Here is a 21,146-nt window from a genome sequence, read left to right on the forward strand (position 1 = left end):
TAAAGGCAGCGGGAACAGCGGCCATGGATCCGGCGTTCTGTTGCATGACACAATCATGGAATGGCCTGGCATAGGGATCCCGCGACCAATAGCATTTTTTTGCATAAATTGCGTTGTTTGGTTGATTAAGAATTAACATTACTCCAATAGTGTTCAGGAAAAACTCAACCAGGCTTTAGGACCGGAGGTGCTGCGAACACCCCCGGTTTTTTTAATGGTTGACATTGCTTATACGTAGCTAGTTTCCAGCCTCCTTATGGGCAATACATATCCCCATGGCCCATATACATGGTACTGACCATTAGTCTTTATTGCATTAAATAGGACTGGTGTATGTTTACTGTTCTATTTCGTAACGATCAGTTTTCGTCCGCCCTCCAATCTAAAGTGTACTTCTGTTTTTTCCAGGATGACCAACAGGTCCTGCAGGTTGATATTCTTATTTAGTTCGCCTCCGAAACGGATATCCGGAATGCCTTTTTCATATACTATATCGATGTCGTACCATCGTTCCAGCTGTTTCATAACTTCCTCCAGCGTAGCACCGTCAAAATTGAACACGCCATGCCGCCATGCCATTACCTTCTCTATATCAGGATCTTTAACTAGTGTCAGTTGTTGTGTTGTATTATCCTGTTGTCCTACCCTGGCCTGTTGCCCGGGTTGCAGAATGATCTTTTCATTGCCCTGTTTTACCCTTACTGAACCTTCCAGTAAGGTTGTTTGCAGGCTTCTTTCATTGAGATACGCATTCACATTAAAATGCGTGCCTAATACCTCTATTTCTGTTTGTCCGTTCACACTCACACGGAATGGTTTTTCCGCTAATGATGCCACTTCAAAGTAAGCTTCCCCTGTTACTTCTACCCTTCGCTCTCCTCCGGAAAAAACTGTCGGATACCGCAAAGAGGATGCTGCATTCAGCCAGACGTCCGTTCCATCAGGTAGTTTTACTTTAAACTGCCCTCCTCGCGGCGTCGTCAGCGTATTGTACCTGAGCGGCTCGTTATTGTTCTTTACAACATATACAATTTGTCCGCCGCTTTGTTGTACCGTTGCTCCACCCTGTTGCAACACCTGCCTGCCTGCACTATCCAGCGTCACGGTAGACCCGTCTGCCAGTTTCAATGTAGCTTTATTGCTGGCTGGTGAGATATCTTTCAATGTTGCCGCAGCCATATGTTGTACCGGTTTACGATGTAGCAGGTAATAAGCTCCCGCTGCGACGAACAGCACAACTGCTGCTGCCACTGCCATCCGGCGCCACCTATACAGCGGACGTATTGGTCTAGACGGCGTCTCAATGTCCCGCGTCTCCATTTCCCTGTCCACACTAACAATACTGCTCCGTAACACCTCCAGCCTGTCCGGGGAAAGACGCGCCGTTCCCCCGGCAAACTGTGCTTCTTCTATCATCTCCCGGAGTATGCGCCTGCTCTCAGCTTCATTTTCAGGAAGCGATAGCAGTTCCAGGAGCGCTTTATGATCAGCAGCGCTGATGGATCCTTCTTTCCATGCTTCATAAAGTTCTTTTATCGATCGCATGCCTTACGTTGTTGTGAAATGACTTTCTTTGTATATAAGACGATATATAAATCCTGTTTGGGGGAGGGTGCTAAAAAAAATTTTTCAGCAACGAAGAAATAACTAAAAAAGAGAAGGTGTCAAGACGGCTCATGCAGTAAGCCCGGATATGCCGCATTGCCTGTTCAAGGTGGCTTTTAACCGTTTCCGGTGATATATTCATCAGCTTCGCCGTTTCCTCCCTGCTATAGCCCTCCTTTTTAAGATGAGTGAAAACCGTCTGCTGCCGTGGACTAAGTCGTACAAAAGCTTGTTCCAACAACTCCTCATAGTCGGTTGCTTCTCTCGCACCGGCATTGTCAGGCAGGTGCAGCTCCTTTTGCCATTGCTGACGTTGTGCGCTTTCTCTATTGTGCTTGCGGATCAGATCATACACCTTATTGGTCGTAATAGAGACCAGCCAGGAACGGAAGCTGTCAATACCGGCAAGACTGCTGCGAGATAACCATACTTTCAGGAAAACCTCCTGCACAACGTCTTCCGCCAGCCAGGGATCCTGCAGTAACCGCATCACAGTACCGTATGCAGCAGGGTGATATTGTTCCATAAGCCGGCCAAAAGCCAGTTCATCGCCTGCAGCTACCTGCAGCAATAATTCCTTCTCATCATATAAGTGACTGGACATCAATACAAAAATATGATATAATTAAACATCTCCGCAAAGACAGGCACGCAAAAAAGGGACAAATTATCACAAGTATAATCTATCCCTTTTTTACTCAGTACTTATATTGCGTTACAGGCCCGCTATCATAAGCCGTACGCCCCTATCCACCTTTTCTTAATTTCTTCAGTCTTCTGATCATACTCAACATCGATCCCCTTTGAACTTGGGTCGAGAGGCGTACGCAAAGGTCGTTTGCCTTTTTCCATGTTTACCAGGCCCAAAGCCGCATTTGCGACAAGTTGCGGATCAGGCGCCGCCTCGGTAAAGATCTTTGTGAAAGCTTGCTGTATACGCTCCTGTATATCGGTTACCGGAGATCCATATGACTCCTGTATACCCTCCCGGTCACCATTCACATGTGCTTTACTGATGATTTCCGTAATGAAACCACCTGGTTCAAGCAGAACAGATTCTACGCCTTGCCCGATCAACTCCGCATGAGATCCTTCTATCAGGCCTTCTAAAGCAAATTTGCTGGCATTATAGGCAGACTGCAGTGGCAAAGAGATCCTTCCGACCTGGCTCGAGATGGTAATGATCAAACCGTCCTTCGCAGCACGCATACTAGGCAATACCGCATTGTTCATCCGATGCACACCCCATACATTGACATCAAAAAGTTTTTGTATCTGAGGTATGGTATATGCTTCCAGTACTCCTCCCCCATAGATCCCTGCATTATTGATCAACACATCGATCTTCCCATGTCTGTCATATACAGCTTTGACAGCATTTTTGACAGAAGCCTCGTCCGTCACGTCCAGATCAACAACTTCCGTATTAGGCAATGTACCTAAGGTTTCGGCAAATGCTGCATTCTTACCGTTTACATTACGCATTGTGGCAATTACCGTATGCCCTTCCTTATCAAAAGTTCTGGCCATTAAGGCGCCAAATCCCGTGCTTGCGCCGGTAATCAGAATTACTTTTTTCATGTTAGTTGTATATTGTTTTATTGCGCTTAAAGCAGGCTGAAATCCTCTGGGGATCGCTTATGCTGCTTTCTGTATGGCATCTGTCAGATGATTATTTCTTTGCAAATCTAGAGCCTTTTACTTTCCTTTGTACAGTACTTTCCCCGAGGATAGTTGAATATATCAAACGAGTATTATGGCCGCAAAAAAAACACATCTGAAATGCCTTGAAACAGTTAAACCCGTAAGAGATGCTCTTGACGTGATCAACGGCAAATGGAAATTGTCAATTTTTATTTCTGTCGCAGCCGGCAATGAAAGGTTTAACGACATCCAGGAAGGTATACCGGGAATTACACCAAAGGTTCTGGCGAAAGAGCTGAAAGAGCTGGAACAACACCAGCTCATAAAGAGAACAATAATAGATGACTATCCCGCTAAGATCGTTTACACGTTAGAAACTTACGCACATACTTTAATTCCGATCATAGAAGCATTGAAGGACTGGGGCCTGAATCACCGTAAAAAAATTTTCGACAAAGGATATGTTGAAACAGATCCCGTAGATATTACATGCCTGACTTAATTTCTTTCATCTTGTGTTCCTTCTCGTCCAATCTATAAAAAGCAGTCTGCTTGCCTGTTATATCATACTCCTTCCTTTCATATAACTGGTCATTTTTATAGCACCATTCAGCCTTGATCCTCCCGTCTTCATCCCATTCTGTTTTGGAATATCCGTCCTTATATTTTCTATGATCCCACCATTGTTCTGACCTGATCTTACCGTTCTCATAGTAGTGGATCACAGCACCATGCACTTCTCCTTTATCATCAAGTGGTACGATACAACTAAGCTGCCCGTTGTGATGCCAGCTTTTACGTTCTCCATACATCACACCATTCTTCCAGCAGTTAAGCGCTGTCAGTTGTCCGTTTCTGTTCCAGGTCTTTTCCTCTCCTTCTATCCTCCCATTAACATAAAAAGCTTCATGACGTTCACCATATTGAAGAATTGAAGTGATCAGCCCATTTCTGACATAGGGATATATCTTACTTTCAGGGTTGCTCATTGCATCACCGAAATACTTTTCTACATCTGTCCAGTTCTCAAGTATATCCTTTGTTTGCCAAGGATATAAAACATCCGCCAGCTCTTCCAGATCAAAATATGCATCCCCCGGAGAATCCATCAGATGTATCATATCTGCAAACGTAGGTAGAATATTCAGACACTGATATGCTTTCAGTTTGTGATGCCCGTCTATGATATAGCGATATGAATCAAACGTAGGATCAGTATCATGATATGTACCGGAATAAAAACTGCTTAAAGTAATGACTACAGGCCGCTCACCCTCCTTTATTCTGTCCATGTAATAATAGACCCGTTCCATGTTAGTTTCCGAAGACGGCTGCGTAGCAACAAACCGGAGATCCCCATATCCATAACATGCGTAAAGTTTATAATCAAAAATGTCCGTTCTGCGCCTTTGTTCCGGATCTTCTGCCTGCCAGGCTGCATGCTCCTGCTGAAGCGCTTCCATCCTCGACCTGTCAACCACCTTGTCATCCTGCAGATACTCCCAGCCGGTCTTGGCGCCTGGTTCAGTTGATTTCTTGTAAACCCAATCGTTGGTTTCGTTATGAAAATGCACTGCAAACCTTCCTTTAGGCAAAAGCGGAAATAGAGGACGTAAAAGCTCTTTCAGTGCAGGCAGATCATTCAAATAGTCCTTATTTAGGCCACTGTTGAAGTGTCTCCTGATCTCTTCTCTCTCCTCTTTTGAATACTGCATGTGCATCAGGTATCGCTCTATAGTACCATGCCCACCAAACCAGGTAGCTGTACGCGGCCGCCTAAAATGAAAGTAACATCCATAATCATTTGCCCGCACAGACAGAATACCCTGCCCTTCTGTATTATCAAAAGTTATTACTGTATCCATATATTATTATTTGGGGAGCACCCCTATAGCTGTTCATTCGTTAGTCAAGGATCGCTTTGGAACCTGGAGCAGCCTGATAACCTTTTCCCCATTTGAAAACATAACGCTTCGTCAGCGTAAAATGCCCCTTCTTTTTGCCCGTGGCTTTGGCCGGTGCCTGCACTTCTTCAGGCAAACCTTCAATATCGTTCGCCAGGTATTCGCCTTTCATCGTCACAATAATATCGCGGAAGAAACGCTTGCCGCTTTCAGGTATGCTGTATTTCACGTCCCAGGTGGCATTGGGTTCTTCCCAGGGACCTTCCGTACGTCCGACGTTATATGCTGCAAATACTTCCTTGTATTCACCGCCTGTTCCTGCAATCAGAAAAAGATGAGTCGAGAATGGTCCGCCGCCGCCGCCATTCTGCATCTTCAGCATAAAAGCGTATTGATCATGACCTATCAGCATCGGTTCGGGTTCAGGACAGCGTGAGAATGCACCATAAGCGCCAATGGCAGGCTGATAGAATTTCATCACCCATTTGCCGCCTGTTAGTACAAATTTTGCCAATCCCAGCGTGCCTCCTGTAAAACGGGAGGTCTGCGCACCGTCAGGGTCATACCAGGAATGATTAAACGTCAGCATCTTATACTTAGTGCCGGACGAATCCGTATAACTGATCACTTTCAATAAACGGGTAGCAACACCTTCCTTATAAGGGAATTCATAGCGATCTGCTTCATTCACATCCAGCAGGTACTGCGTCTCACATGACTTACACTCCCAGCTGATCAACTCATTATTATAGTCTCCGGACGACAGGTTATAATATTTACCCGGGAATAATTGCTGTAACGCCTTCTGCCCGTCAAACGGCTCGGGCATCTCCAAAACACGTATAGGCGACAGAATAGTATCAGGAAGGTTCTTTTTCTGCAATTCTTCATCCTGGGCGAAGCTGCTCGTAACAATGCAAAGGGTCAATAGAAGACCCGTAATAATCTGTTTCATGATCCGAATTAATGGGGTTACAAATATAGATTCTTTAAATTATATATGTAACACACATTATAACGTCACATTTCCTCTCCGGCAAGGGTCGAAACGCCCCCGTTTTTTCCATTGTTCATACCCTAAACCTGTCTTTTTTAAGGTCCCTACCCCTCCAACTACACGGCCTTCCCTCGCAAAAGCAGGTTTCAGACTACAATCAGGAGTATTGATTTTCAATACATACAACTGTGAATTGTTAAAAAGCAACCATAAGTAGTGTAGTTACAACTAACAGGTTTGCCCTTTTTGCTGATAATAGCAATTGACCGGAATATCTTCGTGGTGTCAAAAAAAATAAAACGAAGACACTATGGACACTAAAATTATCGGCAGCAAAATTACCCTGGCAAGAAAAAAGGTAAATATGTCTCAGGCGCAAATAGCCCAATTACTCTTTATCAGCCCACAGGCAGTTGGAAAATGGGAACGCGGAGAATCAATACCCGACCTTATTACTTTTAACCGGCTCGCAGAGATCTTAGGCGTTGACCTTAACTACTTTTCTGAAAGCTTCCAATCAATGGCCGGTGAAATGCCTGACATTATTGACGACATCGACAAAACAGAAGAGGAAACCGCCCCTTTCTCTGACTTGCCGGAAGAACAATTACTAATGAACTTCAGCGGAAGCGACCTGACAAAAAGTGACTTCGCAGGCGTTACAGCACATAAAAGGAAATTTAACGGTAGTTCCTTGCGCGGCGCCGACTTTGCAAATGCAGACCTGACTGGCAGCTCTTTTATGGGTAGCGATGTAAGTGACGCTAATTTCGACGCAGCGAATTTGACAGATTGCACACTGTCCGCTACCAACCTGGCCAACGCAAGCTTTAACAAGACAATCCTTGTACGCACAGCGTTCAGCAAGTTGGAACTGACCCAGGCAAAATTTACCGATGCAAAACTGATTGATGTAAAGCTCACCAAAAGCGACCTTAGAAAAACGATCTTTGAAAACTGTGCCTTTAGCGGTGTTGATTTTGAGTATTCCGATCTCCGGGGACTATGCTTTGACGGTCAGACCTTTACCGGTGTCAAGTTTCACAACACAGCGCTGAACGATGTTACATTTAATGGTGCAACACTTAAGAATGTCTCCTTCCGCTCTACCTATGCCTTGACTAATAAATATTACCGGGCCATTAGCACGATCCGCTTTGACGGTGCCATGATGGACAAGCTGACCTACGCAGCCCTCAAAGGCATAGGCGCCGATCTGTCAAAGGTTACAACTATATAAAGAAGGAAGCTATGCCAAACAATGTGATAGTCCTGCAGGCTGTTTCATGTTCCAAAGAACGTATATCAAAGATGCACAGAGCGGTAGCAAGCCGGTATAAAACCGGGTTAAAAGATGCTTTTGCCGGATGACCCTCGTGATAGGTAAAGAAAACGATTCAAAATCCGAAGATCTCATCGAGTACTATAACATGCTTTCCGGCTGTAAGGACCATTGGAGCCTTTGCCAGTTTCTCTGCAAGTATGAATGTCGGTAATGGTTTGAACTTCTTCAGTAGCCCCAAGCTATTCAGAAAGTTTAACACCCCGGAAAATATACGCTCTCCTGCCCTGTCTGTATCTTTTCGTAACAACAGCCCGGGCCTGAAAATGATGTACTGATCAAATGCAAGGCTATCAATGCCCTCTTCCAGTTTACCTTTCATCCAGGAGTAAAATGTCTTGCTTCTTGAAGAAGCTCCATATGCAGACAGTAGAATGGTCCTCGGTACACCATTTTTCCTCGCCTTCTCCGCAAATTTCAAAGGGATTTCATAGTCTATATGCATCTGTTCATCTTTTGAACCAGCTGTTTTAAGCGTGGTTCCAAGACAAGAGAACCATACATCTCCTTTGATGTACGCCGAAACCTCTTCCAGCTTATCAAAGTCAGTTAATACTTCGGATAATTTGGGATGGGTCATACCGCTTGCTCGACGCACAAATATTACAACTTCCGTATATGCGGGATCCTGCAACAGGATCTTCACAAGGTCTTTTCCGGTAGCCCCCGTGGCCCCTATGATCAGTGCTTTCATATTTTTTTCTTAAGCCTTTGTAGTTCGCTTTTAGTTGATACTGCTAAGCTGCGTATATGTGAAGGGCACCTGACGCAAATGCGTCAATATCTCTGTGCCTGATCCTATCTTCCATTATTAGATTAGTCCCTTCAACAAAATTGTCTTGATCCAAAATATAATAAATCTATGATTTTAGTTAAGTAGTTTGCTACCTGCCTTTTCATCAAAGGTGTCATTTAAACAACATTTTCGATAAATACTACCACGGACAAGATAACAAAGATTGCACCGATCATGAAAAATATTGTACTTTTCCCCTGTCATTCAGGGGATTAACCAATCTTAAAAGTACTATACACCAACCGTCTTTAATTGTCGAAGGCCCCCTTAGAGTAGCACCTAAAGAGCGTAAACAGAAAATTGTATATAAAAGAACTAGCTATGAACAGGTTATTGTTGTTCTCCTGTTGTATGATCGGGTATTTATTTCCATGCCTGGCGCAGAGTCAGTTGCCATCACACAGCGTCCTACAACAGTTGGTAAAGAAAGAACGTCCTGATACAGCAGAAATACACATTTTGCTCAACGCAGGATACGTCTACGTTATGAGACCAGGTACAACCCGCACCGATATGGACAGCGCCGCCCTGTACGCGGAAAAAGCGTTGAGATCAGCTGTAAAAGCTGATGAGGAAATGTGGGAAGGCCGTAGCTGTTTACTCTATGCCCAGATCTTTCGTGAACAGAATCTCCCTGCGAAAGGGATTGAATACGGATTGAGAGCAAAGGATCTCTTTGAAAAACTCGATAGGAAAGATTACCTCGCAGATACCTATACTGAACTGGCCGGCTGTTATGACATCAACACTGGTGACGGGATCAATACCAGGATCAAATATTACAAAGAGGCGGCCAGATTATATGGAGAAGCCGGCCTGAAAGAGAGGCAGGCCCATACCCTTTATGTGCTGGGTGATCATTATAATGTGCTCGATGACTACAAATCGTTGACAGAAGCACTTATACAATCGGTGGCCATCTATGACGAAATTAAAGTGGAACCAGGTGCAGACATCTATTCTCTCTTGGGACTGGGCTACAATCGTCAGGGCGACTTCGGTAACGCCCTAAAGTACAGTGTGCTCGCCGTGAAAGTAATTGAATCGCTGAAAGATACTATTCCTGCACATATTGCGGTATACAACCGTCTTGGCCTTTTGTACTACTATATGGGCGAGCATAAGGATGCCTTAAAATATTATGAAAAGGCCTGGCCTATTGCTATAAAATTGAAAGATACAACAAGTCTGTGGACACTGTCCGTCAGCAGAGCCGCCTGTTATGCCAAAATAAGCATGTACAACGAAGCCATTTCTGTGCTGAAACGGGAAGAACGTTACTACCCTCCCGTTGATCCGCGGGACAAAATACAGATGTACCTGATACTTGCCAGATGTTACCTGGATACAAACCGCCCGAACGAGTTCCTCACCTATCTGCATCAATTGGACAACAATAGGAAGTATGTGCCGGAAGAGCTGCAGGCGGCTGTAGACGACCTGGGCGCCCGGTACAATTTTTATCTGAAGCGATACGCAAAAAGCCATGAACTGGCCAGTCAGATGCTGGCCAATGCCTCAAAGATGAACAGCAGCAATGCACAGCAACAGGCCTACTTTAATCTTTACAAAGCCGATTCCGCTATGGGGAACTTTGAGGAAGCCCTCACACACTATCGCATGTATAAAAGTATTAATGACACTTTATTCAATACAGCCAAATCAAGACAGATAAGCGTATTACAGGTCCAGTTTGAAACAAAACAGAAAGATCAGGCACTTCAGCTCAATCAGCAGAATATTGAGCTGCTTACCCGCAAAGCAGAACTGCAAAATGCTGCACTGAATACAGCCACCTTTACCAGGAACGTCATCATCGCCGGCGCTGCTATGCTGGCCATCATGTTGGGACTTGTATACAACCGCTATCAGCTTAAGCTGCGCAGTAACCGCCAGCTGGAACATAAACAGGATGAGATCAACCAGAAAAACAAATTTCTTCAGAAACTGGTCGGTGAAAAAGAATGGCTGGTCAAAGAGATCCACCATCGTGTAAAAAACAACCTCCAGATAGTCATGAGCCTCCTGAACACACAGGCGGCTTTCCTGGACGATAAAGACGCTCTCAACGCCATCCGCGAAAGCAGGTACCGTATGCAGGCCATATCGCTCATCCACCAGAAGTTATACCAGTCGGAAAATATGGCCCTGATAGATATGCATACCTACATCCGGGACCTCGTTGAATACCTCAAAGACGGCTTTTCAGATATCAGCAGGATCCGGTTCGATCTTCAGATAAGCCATGTAAAACTGGATGTATCACAATCCGTTCCTATTGGACTGATCCTTAATGAAGCCATCACCAATGCCATTAAATATGCCTTTACGGGCAATAATAACGGAATTATCACTATCTCCCTTCAAGAGACTATCCCAGGCCAGCTGAGCCTCCGGATAGCCGATAACGGAGCTGGAATTCCACCCGAAGACAACAAACCCCGTAAACAGTCAATGGGCATGATGCTCATGGATACACTCGCAGAACAATTGGACGGTACATTGAACATACAGAGCAGGAATGGTGTAATTATTACCGTCAGCTTTAAATATCAGGAAAAACAAACCTTTACTGAGCCGGAAGAACTTGAAGAAGAAATGGCCGGCCATGTTTGACATCTCCGTAACTCATCTATATACCAACCGTCTTTAATATTGTCAAGGGGACCTTTAGAGTAGAATGCGCGGAACCATCGTAAACAGAAAATTGTATATAAAAGAACTAGCTATGAACAGGTTATTATTACTCTCCTGCTGCATGATCGGGTGTTTATTCCCATGCCTGGCACAAAACCATCTGGCGTCACCGAAAGTCTTACAACAATTGCTCAAAGAGGAACGTCCCGATACGGCAGAAATGCACATATTGCTGGATGCAGGGGTCACATACGTTATGCGGCCGGGTTCCGTCCGTGCCGATATGGACAGCGCCATCCTGTGCGCAGAAAAAGTACTGACTTCATCCATCAGGGCCGGCGAAAAATTATGGGAAGGGCGCAGCTGTCTGCTCTACACCCAGATCTTTCGCGAGCAGAATATTCCTGCGAAAGGGATTGAATACGGCCTGAGAGCAAAGGATATCTTTGAAAAGCTCAATAGAAAAGATTACCTCGCAGACACCTATTCTGAATTGGCCAGTTGTTATAATATCGAAACTCCTGACGGGCTCAATACCAGGATAAAATACCATAAAGAGGCAGCCAGATCCTATGCAGAAGCGGGTCAGGCAGAAAAACACGCCCACGCACTCTATGTCCTCGGCGATCACTATCATATCGCGCGCGACTACAAATTATTGACGGAAGCGCTTGCACGATCAGTCGCTATCTATGATTCCATTAAAGTGGAACCAGGTGCAGATATCTATTCACTATTGGGCCTCGGGTATAACCGTCTCGGCGACTTCGGCAACTCCCTTAAGTACAATCTGCTTGCCGTAAAAGTAGTTGAATCTCTGAAAGACACTTTTAATGCACATATCACTATCTACAACCGGCTTGGACTTCTCTACTACTTCCTGGGGGAGCAGCAGGAAGCCTTGAAATACTATGAAAAAGCCTGGCCCATAGCCGTTAAACTCAAAGACACGACAAGTTTGCATGTTATTTCGACCAATATTGCTTCCTCTTATGTGAGAATGAAAATGTACAAGGAAGCCCTCACAGTACTAAAACGGATAGAACGTGACTATCCTCCTAAAGACCTCCTTTATAAAATGTGGACATATATCTTCCTCGCAGGATGTTACCTCGATACTGACCGTCCGAACGAGACCCTCCGTTACATGCAGCAGTTGAAAGAAAACAGGCAACAGCTGCCGGAAGTATTACAGGCCGCTGTCGATGACCTGGAGGCCCGTTATAATTTCTATATAGGACAATATGAGAAAAGCCATGAGCTGGCAGACCGGGAGCTTGCCACTGGATTAAAGCTTAACAACCATGGTGTTCAGTTAAATGCTTACTCCGCACTATACAAAGCCGATTCTGCGAGTAAAAACTTTGAGGAAGCCCTTGCACACTATATCATGTATAAAGTTATCAGTGATACTTTAACCAATACAGCTAAAACAAGACAGATAAGTATCTTACAGGTGCAGTTCGAAACGAAGCAGAAAGATCAGGCGCTTAAACTGAATAAACAGAACATCGAACTGCTTACACGTAAAGGAGAATTGCAACAAGCCGCGCTTGACAAAGCCACCTTCACCAGGAATGTCATCATCGTCGGCGCCGCCATGCTGGCCATTATGCTGGGACTCGTGTATAACCGGTATCAGCTTAAATTGCGTAGCAACCGGCAGTTAGAACAAAAACAGGATGAGATCAACCAGAAGAACCAGTTCCTTCAGAAACTCGTCGGTGAAAAAGAATGGCTGGTCAAAGAGATCCATCATCGCGTAAAAAATAACCTTCAGATAGTCATGAGCCTCCTGAATACGCAGGCAGCCTTCCTGGACGATAAAGACGCGCTCAATGCTATCCGCGAAAGCAGGTACCGTATGCAGGCCATCTCGCTCATTCACCAGAAGTTATACCAGTCCGAAAATATGGCCCTGATAGATATGCATACCTACATCCGCGACCTCGTTGAATACCTCAAAGACGGCTTCTCAGATGTCAGTAAGATCAGGTTTGAGCTTCAGGTAACACATGTAAACCTGGATGTATCACAATCCGTTCCTATTGGGCTTATTCTTAATGAAGCCATCACCAATGCCATTAAATACGCTTTTAAGGCTGATGGTTACGGTATTATTACAATCTCCCTGCAAGAGACTTCACCCGGCAGATTAGCCCTCATAATAGCAGATAATGGCGCAGGACTGCCTCAGGAAGACAATAACAAGCCCCGTAAAACATCAATGGGAATGATGCTCATGGATACACTCGCCGAACAATTGGACGGAACATTGAACATACAGAGCAGGAACGGTGTAATTATTACAGTAAACTTTAAATACCAGGAACAAGCTTTTGCTGAATCAGATGAACTGGTGGAAGAAATTGTAAGGTACGCATGATATTACGGGACCATGAACCGGTTATAAGCAGATAGCACGGGAGCGGAAGCACTGTAAATGTTTATAAAATGACTAGCTATGAACAGGCCATTATTGCTTTGCTGTTGTATAATCGGATATTTGCTGCCATGCCTGGCACAAAAACAGTTGCCTTCATATGGAGTCCTGAAACAGTTGATTAATAAAGAACGTCCCGATACTGCTGAAATGCACATCTTGCTGGACGCAGGATACACATACGTCCTGAGACCGGGCACAGCTCGTTCCGATATGGACAGTGCAACCCTGCTCGCAGAAAAAGTACTTACGTCTTCATTAAGATCAAAAGACAAAATATGGGAGGGGCAGAGCTGTTTGCTCTACTCCCAGATCTTTCGTGAGCAGAATATTCTTATGAAAGGGAAAGCGTATGCCATTAGAGCAAGAGATATCTTTGAGAAATATAGAAAGAAAGACTATCTGGCAGATACCTATATCGAATTGGCTAATTACTATGGACAGCGAGCCCCGGAAGATATTGATATCAGGATCAGCTATTATAAGGATGCCATTAAACTTTATAAAGAAGCAGGCCTGAAAGAGCAACAGGCGCATACGTTGTATGTACTGGGCGATCACTACAATGTCATTGATGATTACAAATCATTGACGGAAGCGCTGGAACAATCGGTTGCCCTTTATGATGAGATTAAAATAGATCCTGGCGCTGATGTATACTCCCTGCTGGGTACAGGCTATAACCTCCTGGGAGATTTTGGCAACGCACTGAAGTACAGCCTGCTTGCTGTAAAGTCGATCGAGTTGGTGAAAGATATTACAAGCACACATGCTACGGTTTACAACAGGCTCGGCATCCTTTACTACTATATGGGTGAACACCAGGATGCACTGAAGTACTATCATAAAGCCTGGCAAGTATCGCTTAAGCTTAACGATACACCTACGCTGCGCACGCTGGCCTTCAATATAGGAAATAGTTATGCGAAGATGAAGATGCCTGAAAAGGCCCTGGCAGTGATGAGAGATGTGGAACACAGCTACCCCACTACAGATTCTACAGAAAAAATATGGGTGTATATCTTCATTGCCGGCTGCCACCTGGATCTTAAACAGCACTTGGCTGCCCTCCCTTATATACGACGCGCACAGAAGGGCAGAGATCAGCTGCCTGAAATATTACAGGTAACGTTGGATGATGTTGAGGCCAGATACTATCTTCAAAACGGCGAATATATGAAGAGCTATCAGCTGGCCTTAAATGTAATTGCCGCCGGTATTAAAATGAAGAACCTGAACCTGCAGTCAAACGCCTATCTCGCTCTCTTCAGAGCCGATTCTGCTATGGGCAACTACAAAGAAGCGGTCGAACAATTCCGCAATTATAAAATTGTTAACGACTCTATATTTCAGATATCCAGGCTAAGACAAATAAGTACTTTACAGGTACAGTTTGAAACACAGCAGAAGCAACAAAGCATTGAGTTGCTTACACGTACATCCCAACTGCAGGAAGCAGCATTGGACAAAGCCCACCTAACCAGAAATGTGATCATCGCAGGCGCCGCCATGCTGGCTATCATGCTGACGCTTGTATATAACCGTTATAAACTCAAACTGCGCAGTAACCGCAAACTGGAACATAAACAGGAAGAGATCAATCAGAAGAACCATTCCCTCGAACATCTCATCACCACACAGAATAAACTGCTGGTTGAAAAAGAATGGCTCGTAAAAGAGATCCATCATCGGGTCAAGAACAACCTTCAGATAGTTATGAGCCTTCTCAATACACAGGCGGCTTTCCTGGACGATAAAGACGCCCTTAACGCTATCCGCGAAAGCAGGTACCGTATGCAAGCCATTTCCCTGATCCACCAGAAGTTGTACCAGTCTGAAAATATGGCCCTGATAGACATGCACACCTATATCCTTGACCTCGTCGAATACCTCAAAGACGGCTTTTCAGACGTCAGTAAGACCAGGTTCGAGCTTCAGATCAGTCATGTAAAACTCGATGTCTCCCAATCTGTGCCCATTGGCCTGATCCTCAATGAAGCCATCACCAATGCCATTAAATACGCTTTTAAGCCCGATGGCAACGCTATCATCACAATCTCCCTGCAGGAGACTTCACCCGGCCAGCTAACCCTCACAATAGCCGATAATGGTGTCGGACTGCCACCCGAAGACGATCACCAGCCACGCAAAATATCTATGGGTATGATGCTCATGAATACCCTCGCTGAACAACTGGACGGAACATTGAACATCCGGAACAGGAACGGCGTAGTGATAACAGTCACCTTTAAATACCACGAGCAACAAACCTTTCCTGTACCAGAAGAACTTGCAGCAGTCCCAGACTATGTATTAACAAAAAGGGCCGCATCACTACGGCCCTTTTTGTTAATTATTTATATCCTTCATTCTGTTGCTCGCGCAGCAGCGGATTGGCCGCTACCTCATCTGCCGGTATAGGCCAGAGGAAACGGAAATCTGTATACGGATAAGCAACTACACCGCCAGCTGCAGGGAATGTCGGAGGATTGACATTATTATAGTCCGATCCGTCCAGTTTCATTTGCCCTATCTTCATCTTGGCAGGAATACCATTGGTTCCATAAGTAGGGTCCAGTGCAAGACGGTGGATATCCGGCCAGCGGCGTCCCTCTCCCGTAAATTCAATACGGCGCTCCTGCAGGATAGCCAGCATCAGATCTGCCGGTGCTGTAGTGAACTGTTTGTCAGCAGGAACAGAACGGTTACGTACATCATTTAACAGCAATAATGCCTGTGCTGCATTACCCTTTTTCACATATGCTTCCGCTACGTTCAGCAGCACTTCCGCATATCTGATAATAGGTGCATAGTCAGACTTGTTTACATAGTCCCTGTATTTGTTGCTGAAGGCATATTTCTCTCCAACTACCTGGTTCACCTGCAATAAGGTCCTACGCAGGTCACCCTCTACCCAGAAGGCTGCATTGTAAAGAATAGGACTTGTTGCCACAAGACCACGGCCACCTTTATCTGCCGGTCCTAGCATGGCTGCCAGCGCACCGTTCACGCCACCGTTCGCCGCAGGACCATTGGCAATTGAAAATACGGACTCAGTATTGTTCTTGTAGCTTGTGAAGGGTGTCTCCGGACTCGCAGTCAGCGTATAACCACCGATAGGACTTGTAAAATGTGCCGCCGGCGTCAGATTAGTACCCAGTTTAGTACCTTCTGCTATTACACCGTCCCAATCTCCCATATGTTGTTTTATACGGGTCTTGATAGCAATAGCAGCACCTTTTGTTGCTCTCGACAATCCTTTAGCCTGTGTAGCCGGCAGGTTTGTTTCGGCATAATCCAGGTCAGCCAGCAGCTTGGCATATGCTTCAGCTACCGTACCCCTTCCGATCGCCAGTCCTTCTGTAACATCGTCCTGGCTGATGATAGCCTTCTCACGATAAGGGATACCAGGTTTACTGCCGCTATTGTCAGCATAAGGAAAACTGAAATGGATCAATAGCTCATGATGTGCCAGCGCACGCAGAAAACGGGCTTCTCCCTCGTAGGCTGCCGCCGCTTCCGCAGTAATGATACCGGCTGTAGCAGCGCCCTGTACACCTCTGATCATCACATTGGCCTGGTTGACCAGCGCATATAGTCCTGTCCACATGTTTACGTTATTGGCAGAACTTGTAGTGTAACCACCTTCATAAGTGATCGCATAGAACTGCGCCACGTTCAACATATCCTCTCCCCTCATTTCATCCTGTTCGATAGCCGCAGCTCCAAAAGGATATCCTCGGGCTGCCGCCTTATCACCATTGTAACTGCCGATAGCTGCTGCTTCATACACGCCCTGCATTGCCAGTTCAATACTGGAAGGGCTCTGGAATGCAGAGTTTTCAGATGGAGAGTTGATAGGTTCCAGTTCTGTATATTTACTGCAGGATGGCGTCGCCAGCATAGCTGCAGCCAGTAAAGCCATTATGGCCGATCTGTTAAATGTATATCTGATTCTTTTCATTGCAGTAATTTTTATAATCCCAGGTTAATGCCAAAAGTATAGGTACGTGGTACAGGATTGGTATTGTAATCCAGTCCCGGTTGCCTGTTCGTAGTTGCATAGGTAGTAGCGCCTATAGCCTGCGCATTTGCATTCAGTTCAGGGTCAAGACCACTGTAACCGGTTATTATAAATGCATTCTGTACCTGTGCATATATCCTGAAACTGCTTACCTTCATACGTTGCAGCAAAGCGGTAGGCAATGTATATCCCAACCCGATATTCTGTGCACGGAGGAATGAGCCATTTTCCAGGAAACGGCTGTTGGTACTACCTGCCTGGTTGAGGGAGTTACCTGCACCACTTCCATAGAACAGACGTGGTACATCAGTAGCCTGTCCTTCCGTTTTCCAGGCGCGTAACAACTCTGCACCGGCATTCTGGAACTTCATGTTAACCAGACTTTCCTGACGTGTTACGTTGTATACTTTATTACCTCCGGAGAAGGTCATGTTAATGTTCAGATCAAAGTTGCCGTAGTTAATGGTGTTATTGAAACCGCCATACCAGGTAGGGTTAGCTTCACCAAGAATACGTTTATCAGCGAAAGCCAGCGCAGCTGCAGGCGTAGTAAGATCGCCAGGTTTGCTTGCATCATAAGTATAGAACCTGAAATTACCGCTTGCATCCAGGTTGCCCTGTACAACAGTACCATCCGCTTTCACCCACAGCGGATTTCCATTCGCTGCATTTACACCCCTGGACTCATAACCAAAGAATGCACCGATAGAATTTCCAACACGGGTAATGTTATACGTGTCGATGATGTCGGCGTTGTTATTTGCCAGCCTGGTCACTTTATTCTTAACCAGCGTGAGGTTCAGGTTCGCATTCCAGCGGAATTTTTCTTTAGCGATGATCAATCCGCTCAGACTGAACTCCCATCCTTTGTTGTTCATTTCTCCCACGTTCACGTTGATGCTGTTTTTAGGTACACCCAGTGATGGAGCAGTAGGAGCAGCAAGGATCAGGTTATTCACGTTGTTCTGGAAATAATCGGCCGAGAACTGAACCCTGCTGTCAAATAAAGCGAGGTCTAACCCTCCGTTGATCTTGTTACTGGTTTCGAATGACAGATTAGGGTTACCGATCTGTCCATATTGTATCGCATTCAACTCGCCATAAGTAACGGCATTGAATACACCTGCATAAGGATAGTTACCAATTTCCACGTTACCCACCTTTGCATAACCTCCACGGAATTTCAGCTCGTTGATGAAGTCCAGGTTAAGGTTCTGAAAAAATGCTTCACGGGAAATACGCCAGCCGATCGATGCACCAGGCAATGTTGCACCCTGGTTGCCCCATGGCAGGGAAGAGATCTTATCACGGCGGATAGTTGCAGTTAACAGATAACGGTCATTATAAGCATAGTTCGCACGCGCAAAGTAAGATTCGAATGCACGTTCTGTTACGCTACCACCCAGGTTCTTCGTACCCCATGCATCAGAGATGATGTTCTCCCCTCCGAAGAATACGTCAGACAGATTCGTGGCGCTGGCAAAGAAAAAGCGCGTCCTCGTTTTCTGATATTCCAGACCGCCTACAAATCCGATATTGTGCAGGCCCAGTGTCCTGTTATAACTGATCGTGTTCTGCCAGTTATACCTGAACTGAGGCATTGAATACTGTGAAGTACTACCAACATCACCTCTACCGTCGCCATGTACAGGATCATAATACCTGTAATATTCAACGTTGAGATTATTAATGCCGATCTGACTGCGGATATCCAGTCCTTTCAGGATAGATACACTTACAAACGCATTACCGGTTGTATTCATACTCTGGTTCCTGAATACGTTATGGTCCAGTACATATTTCAGGTTAGTATAGTTATCGTCTATTTCACGGGTGTTCTCACCTCTGCCCAGACGTTGTTTATCAGCACTCAGGTTATAAGTACCATCTGCAAACATATCAGGTACGTTAGGGAACAGACGTATTGCACCACCAACATTCCCGGAAAGCGCATTCGTACCGGCATTCAAACCGTTATCGGTAGTATGGGTAACACCTACGTTAATACCAAATGTAACTCTCTCCAATACCTTTTGCTCCAGTTTTGCACGCACGCTGTAACGTACCTGATCATTACCTAAAGAAATACCATCCATATTGGAATAACCAAGAGAGAAATAGTAATTGGTCTGATCAGTTGCACCACTGAAAGATAATGCATGGTTCTGTTGGAAAGCATTACGTAATATGATATCCTGCCAGTCAGTGTTGTACGGTTTACCGCTAGGGTCCAGCGTTGGCTTGGCAGCTTCTGCCAAACCGGCATTCTTCAGTTTATCGTTGGTTACAGTGATGAACTCATTAGCGTCCAGCAGGTCAAACTTCTTAGAAGCCTGAGAAGAGGCTAACCATCCACTATAAGAAAGGCTTACCTTACCGAGTTTACCTCTTTTGGTAGTGATCAGTATAACGCCATTGGATGCACGTGAACCATATATTGCAGTAGCAGAACCATCTTTTAATACTTCAACGCTCTCAATATCTGCAGGGTTAATATCGCCCAGCGGATTGTAAGATACAGATGCAGAACCACCCTGGTCGCCGGAAATATAAGGAACACCATCTACCACGTACAGCGGATCAGAACTGTTTGTAATAGAGTTTACGCCCCTGATACGGATACGTGCAGGCTGACCTAATATACCGGAAGCCACACCTACCTGCACACCCGTTACCTGACCGGCCAGTTGCCTGTCAAAACTTGGTGTAGCAAGGTTTTTAAGGAGTTCACCTTTTACTGTACCAACGGAACCTGTTACATTTCTACGTTCCTGTGTACCATATCCAACTACGACCACTTCACTGAGTGACTTTTCATCGCTGTCAAGTGAAACTTTCAGTTCAGTTTCGGTACCTACTGCAACTTCCTTTGATAAAAATCCGGTGGAAGAAACGTGTAATACTTTCGCCTCAGGCGGCAACTTGATGGTAAACCGGCCGGAAATATCGGTTACAGTTCCTGTGGATGTGTTTTTAATACGGACTGTCGCGCCAGGCAATGGCGACCCGTCTTTAGCATCGGTCACATTTCCCGAAACCGTTCGGGACTGTGCCATTGCATGTAGCATGCTCATGGCCATAAACAGCCATAAGAGTAGACTTTTTTTCATACGCTGATTTAAATTTTGGTTTAGTGTGTTGTTTGTATCCTTTGAATTTTCCCAATAGGAACCCCTTACGTCATTTCGTGACGATTTTACTTTACTTGTACTATGGGAAATTAAAATAAGTTGCTATTGCTCTTTATGGCATCACAATACAGCACATCACTCAGTTCAGTATATAGGATTTATATTACGATTTAGATTACGATTTAGATCACGGTTTAGACTACGATTTAGATTACGATTCGAATTTTGGATTCAGATTTTGGCTCAATTCTTTACTTGTTCTAAAGATATACAAATAACCCGGAAAGTAAGGTTAGAATTCGGTAAGAAAATTTAGAGTTATAGTAAAGTATTGAATTACAACAGATCACATAGCAAATATGGATTCCCGCCCATGCCTTCTGTTCGCAGCAAACCTTTTACTAACCCCTACATCCGAATGAACATTTGAATTGTCCATCCAGCTGCACCTCATTGAATTTCAATCAGTCATCTTATAATACCATTTAATACTTCTGTGAAAAAGCAAAATTTGTTATTTAGACTGAAAAGAAACTGCAGTCACCTCATCCTTTTGCCTTCATTCTTAATTTCTCCAACAGCATTTTAAAGTGATTGCTTAACTTAACAATAATTTGAGCCCC

The 21,146-nt window shown here is 44.9% G+C and carries 13 protein-coding genes; 5 read left to right on the forward strand and 8 right to left on the reverse strand.

Annotated features, from left to right (window positions below; all coding sequences use genetic code 11):
- Positions 1-345: 345 nt before the first annotated feature.
- The 3 genes from C7475_RS31020 to C7475_RS31030 all read right to left on the reverse strand — a co-directional run bounded on the left by C7475_RS31020 (position 346) and on the right by C7475_RS31030 (position 3,186).
- Positions 346-1,545: a FecR family protein gene (locus tag C7475_RS31020; RefSeq protein WP_110057325.1), complete on the reverse strand. Its 1,200-nt coding sequence runs from the start codon at positions 1,543-1,545 to the stop codon at positions 346-348.
- A 70-nt stretch (positions 1,546-1,615) separates the two neighbouring features.
- A complete protein-coding gene (locus C7475_RS31025; RefSeq protein WP_110057326.1) occupies positions 1,616-2,209 on the reverse strand; it encodes an RNA polymerase sigma factor in 594 nt (197 codons plus the stop codon).
- A 125-nt stretch (positions 2,210-2,334) separates the two neighbouring features.
- Entirely contained in the window at positions 2,335-3,186 is an 852-nt protein-coding gene (locus C7475_RS31030; protein ID WP_110057327.1) for an SDR family oxidoreductase, read from the reverse strand.
- Positions 3,187-3,361: 175 nt separating this feature from the next.
- On the opposite strand from C7475_RS31030, the gene C7475_RS31035 reads away from it, so the two are divergent.
- Positions 3,362-3,751: a helix-turn-helix domain-containing protein gene (locus tag C7475_RS31035; RefSeq protein WP_110057328.1), complete on the forward strand. Its 390-nt coding sequence runs from the start codon at positions 3,362-3,364 to the stop codon at positions 3,749-3,751.
- Here C7475_RS31035 and C7475_RS31040 read toward each other — a convergent pair.
- Positions 3,735-5,114, reverse strand: a complete 1,380-nt coding sequence (locus tag C7475_RS31040; RefSeq protein WP_110057329.1) for a toxin-antitoxin system YwqK family antitoxin — start codon at positions 5,112-5,114, stop codon at positions 3,735-3,737. The genes C7475_RS31035 and C7475_RS31040 overlap by 17 nt on opposite strands.
- 40 nt (positions 5,115-5,154) lie before the next feature.
- Positions 5,155-6,108, reverse strand: a complete 954-nt coding sequence (locus C7475_RS31045) for a hypothetical protein (RefSeq protein ID WP_110057330.1) — start codon at positions 6,106-6,108, stop codon at positions 5,155-5,157.
- Positions 6,109-6,460: 352 nt separating this feature from the next.
- On the opposite strand from C7475_RS31045, the gene C7475_RS31050 reads away from it, so the two are divergent.
- Positions 6,461-7,390 carry a pentapeptide repeat-containing protein gene (locus C7475_RS31050; protein ID WP_110057331.1) on the forward strand — a complete coding sequence of 310 codons (930 nt, stop codon included), beginning with the start codon at positions 6,461-6,463 and terminating at the stop codon, positions 7,388-7,390.
- Positions 7,391-7,547: 157 nt separating this feature from the next.
- Here C7475_RS31050 and C7475_RS31055 read toward each other — a convergent pair whose 3' ends face one another.
- Positions 7,548-8,186 carry an NAD(P)H-binding protein gene (locus tag C7475_RS31055; RefSeq protein WP_110057332.1) on the reverse strand — a complete coding sequence of 213 codons (639 nt, stop codon included), beginning with the start codon at positions 8,184-8,186 and terminating at the stop codon, positions 7,548-7,550.
- Positions 8,187-8,609: 423 nt separating this feature from the next.
- Between C7475_RS31055 and C7475_RS31060 the strand changes: the two genes are divergently transcribed.
- The 3 genes from C7475_RS31060 (at position 8,610) to C7475_RS31070 (ending at position 15,789) form a co-directional block, all read left to right on the forward strand.
- Positions 8,610-10,904, forward strand: a complete 2,295-nt coding sequence (locus tag C7475_RS31060) for a histidine kinase dimerization/phosphoacceptor domain -containing protein (protein ID WP_110057333.1) — start codon at positions 8,610-8,612, stop codon at positions 10,902-10,904.
- Positions 10,905-11,016: 112 nt separating this feature from the next.
- On the forward strand, positions 11,017-13,311 hold the full coding sequence (locus C7475_RS31065; protein ID WP_158286665.1) for a histidine kinase dimerization/phosphoacceptor domain -containing protein: 2,295 nt from the start codon (positions 11,017-11,019) through the stop codon (positions 13,309-13,311).
- 78 nt (positions 13,312-13,389) lie between these two features.
- Positions 13,390-15,789: a histidine kinase dimerization/phosphoacceptor domain -containing protein gene (locus tag C7475_RS31070; RefSeq protein ID WP_110057335.1), complete on the forward strand. Its 2,400-nt coding sequence runs from the start codon at positions 13,390-13,392 to the stop codon at positions 15,787-15,789.
- Here the strand turns inward: C7475_RS31070 and C7475_RS31075 are convergent.
- Positions 15,722-17,332 (reverse strand): RagB/SusD family nutrient uptake outer membrane protein, encoded by a 1,611-nt coding sequence (locus tag C7475_RS31075; RefSeq protein WP_199236317.1) that lies wholly within the window; start codon positions 17,330-17,332, stop codon positions 15,722-15,724. The two genes, C7475_RS31070 and C7475_RS31075, sit on opposite strands and share 68 nt — an antisense overlap.
- An 11-nt stretch (positions 17,333-17,343) precedes the next feature.
- On the reverse strand, positions 17,344-20,502 hold the full coding sequence (locus tag C7475_RS31080) for a TonB-dependent receptor (protein ID WP_110057336.1): 3,159 nt from the start codon (positions 20,500-20,502) through the stop codon (positions 17,344-17,346).
- Between the last annotated feature and the right edge of the window lie 644 nt (positions 20,503-21,146).

Source organism: Chitinophaga sp. S165 (assembly GCF_003182155.1).
Lineage (GTDB): Bacteria > Bacteroidota > Bacteroidia > Chitinophagales > Chitinophagaceae > Chitinophaga.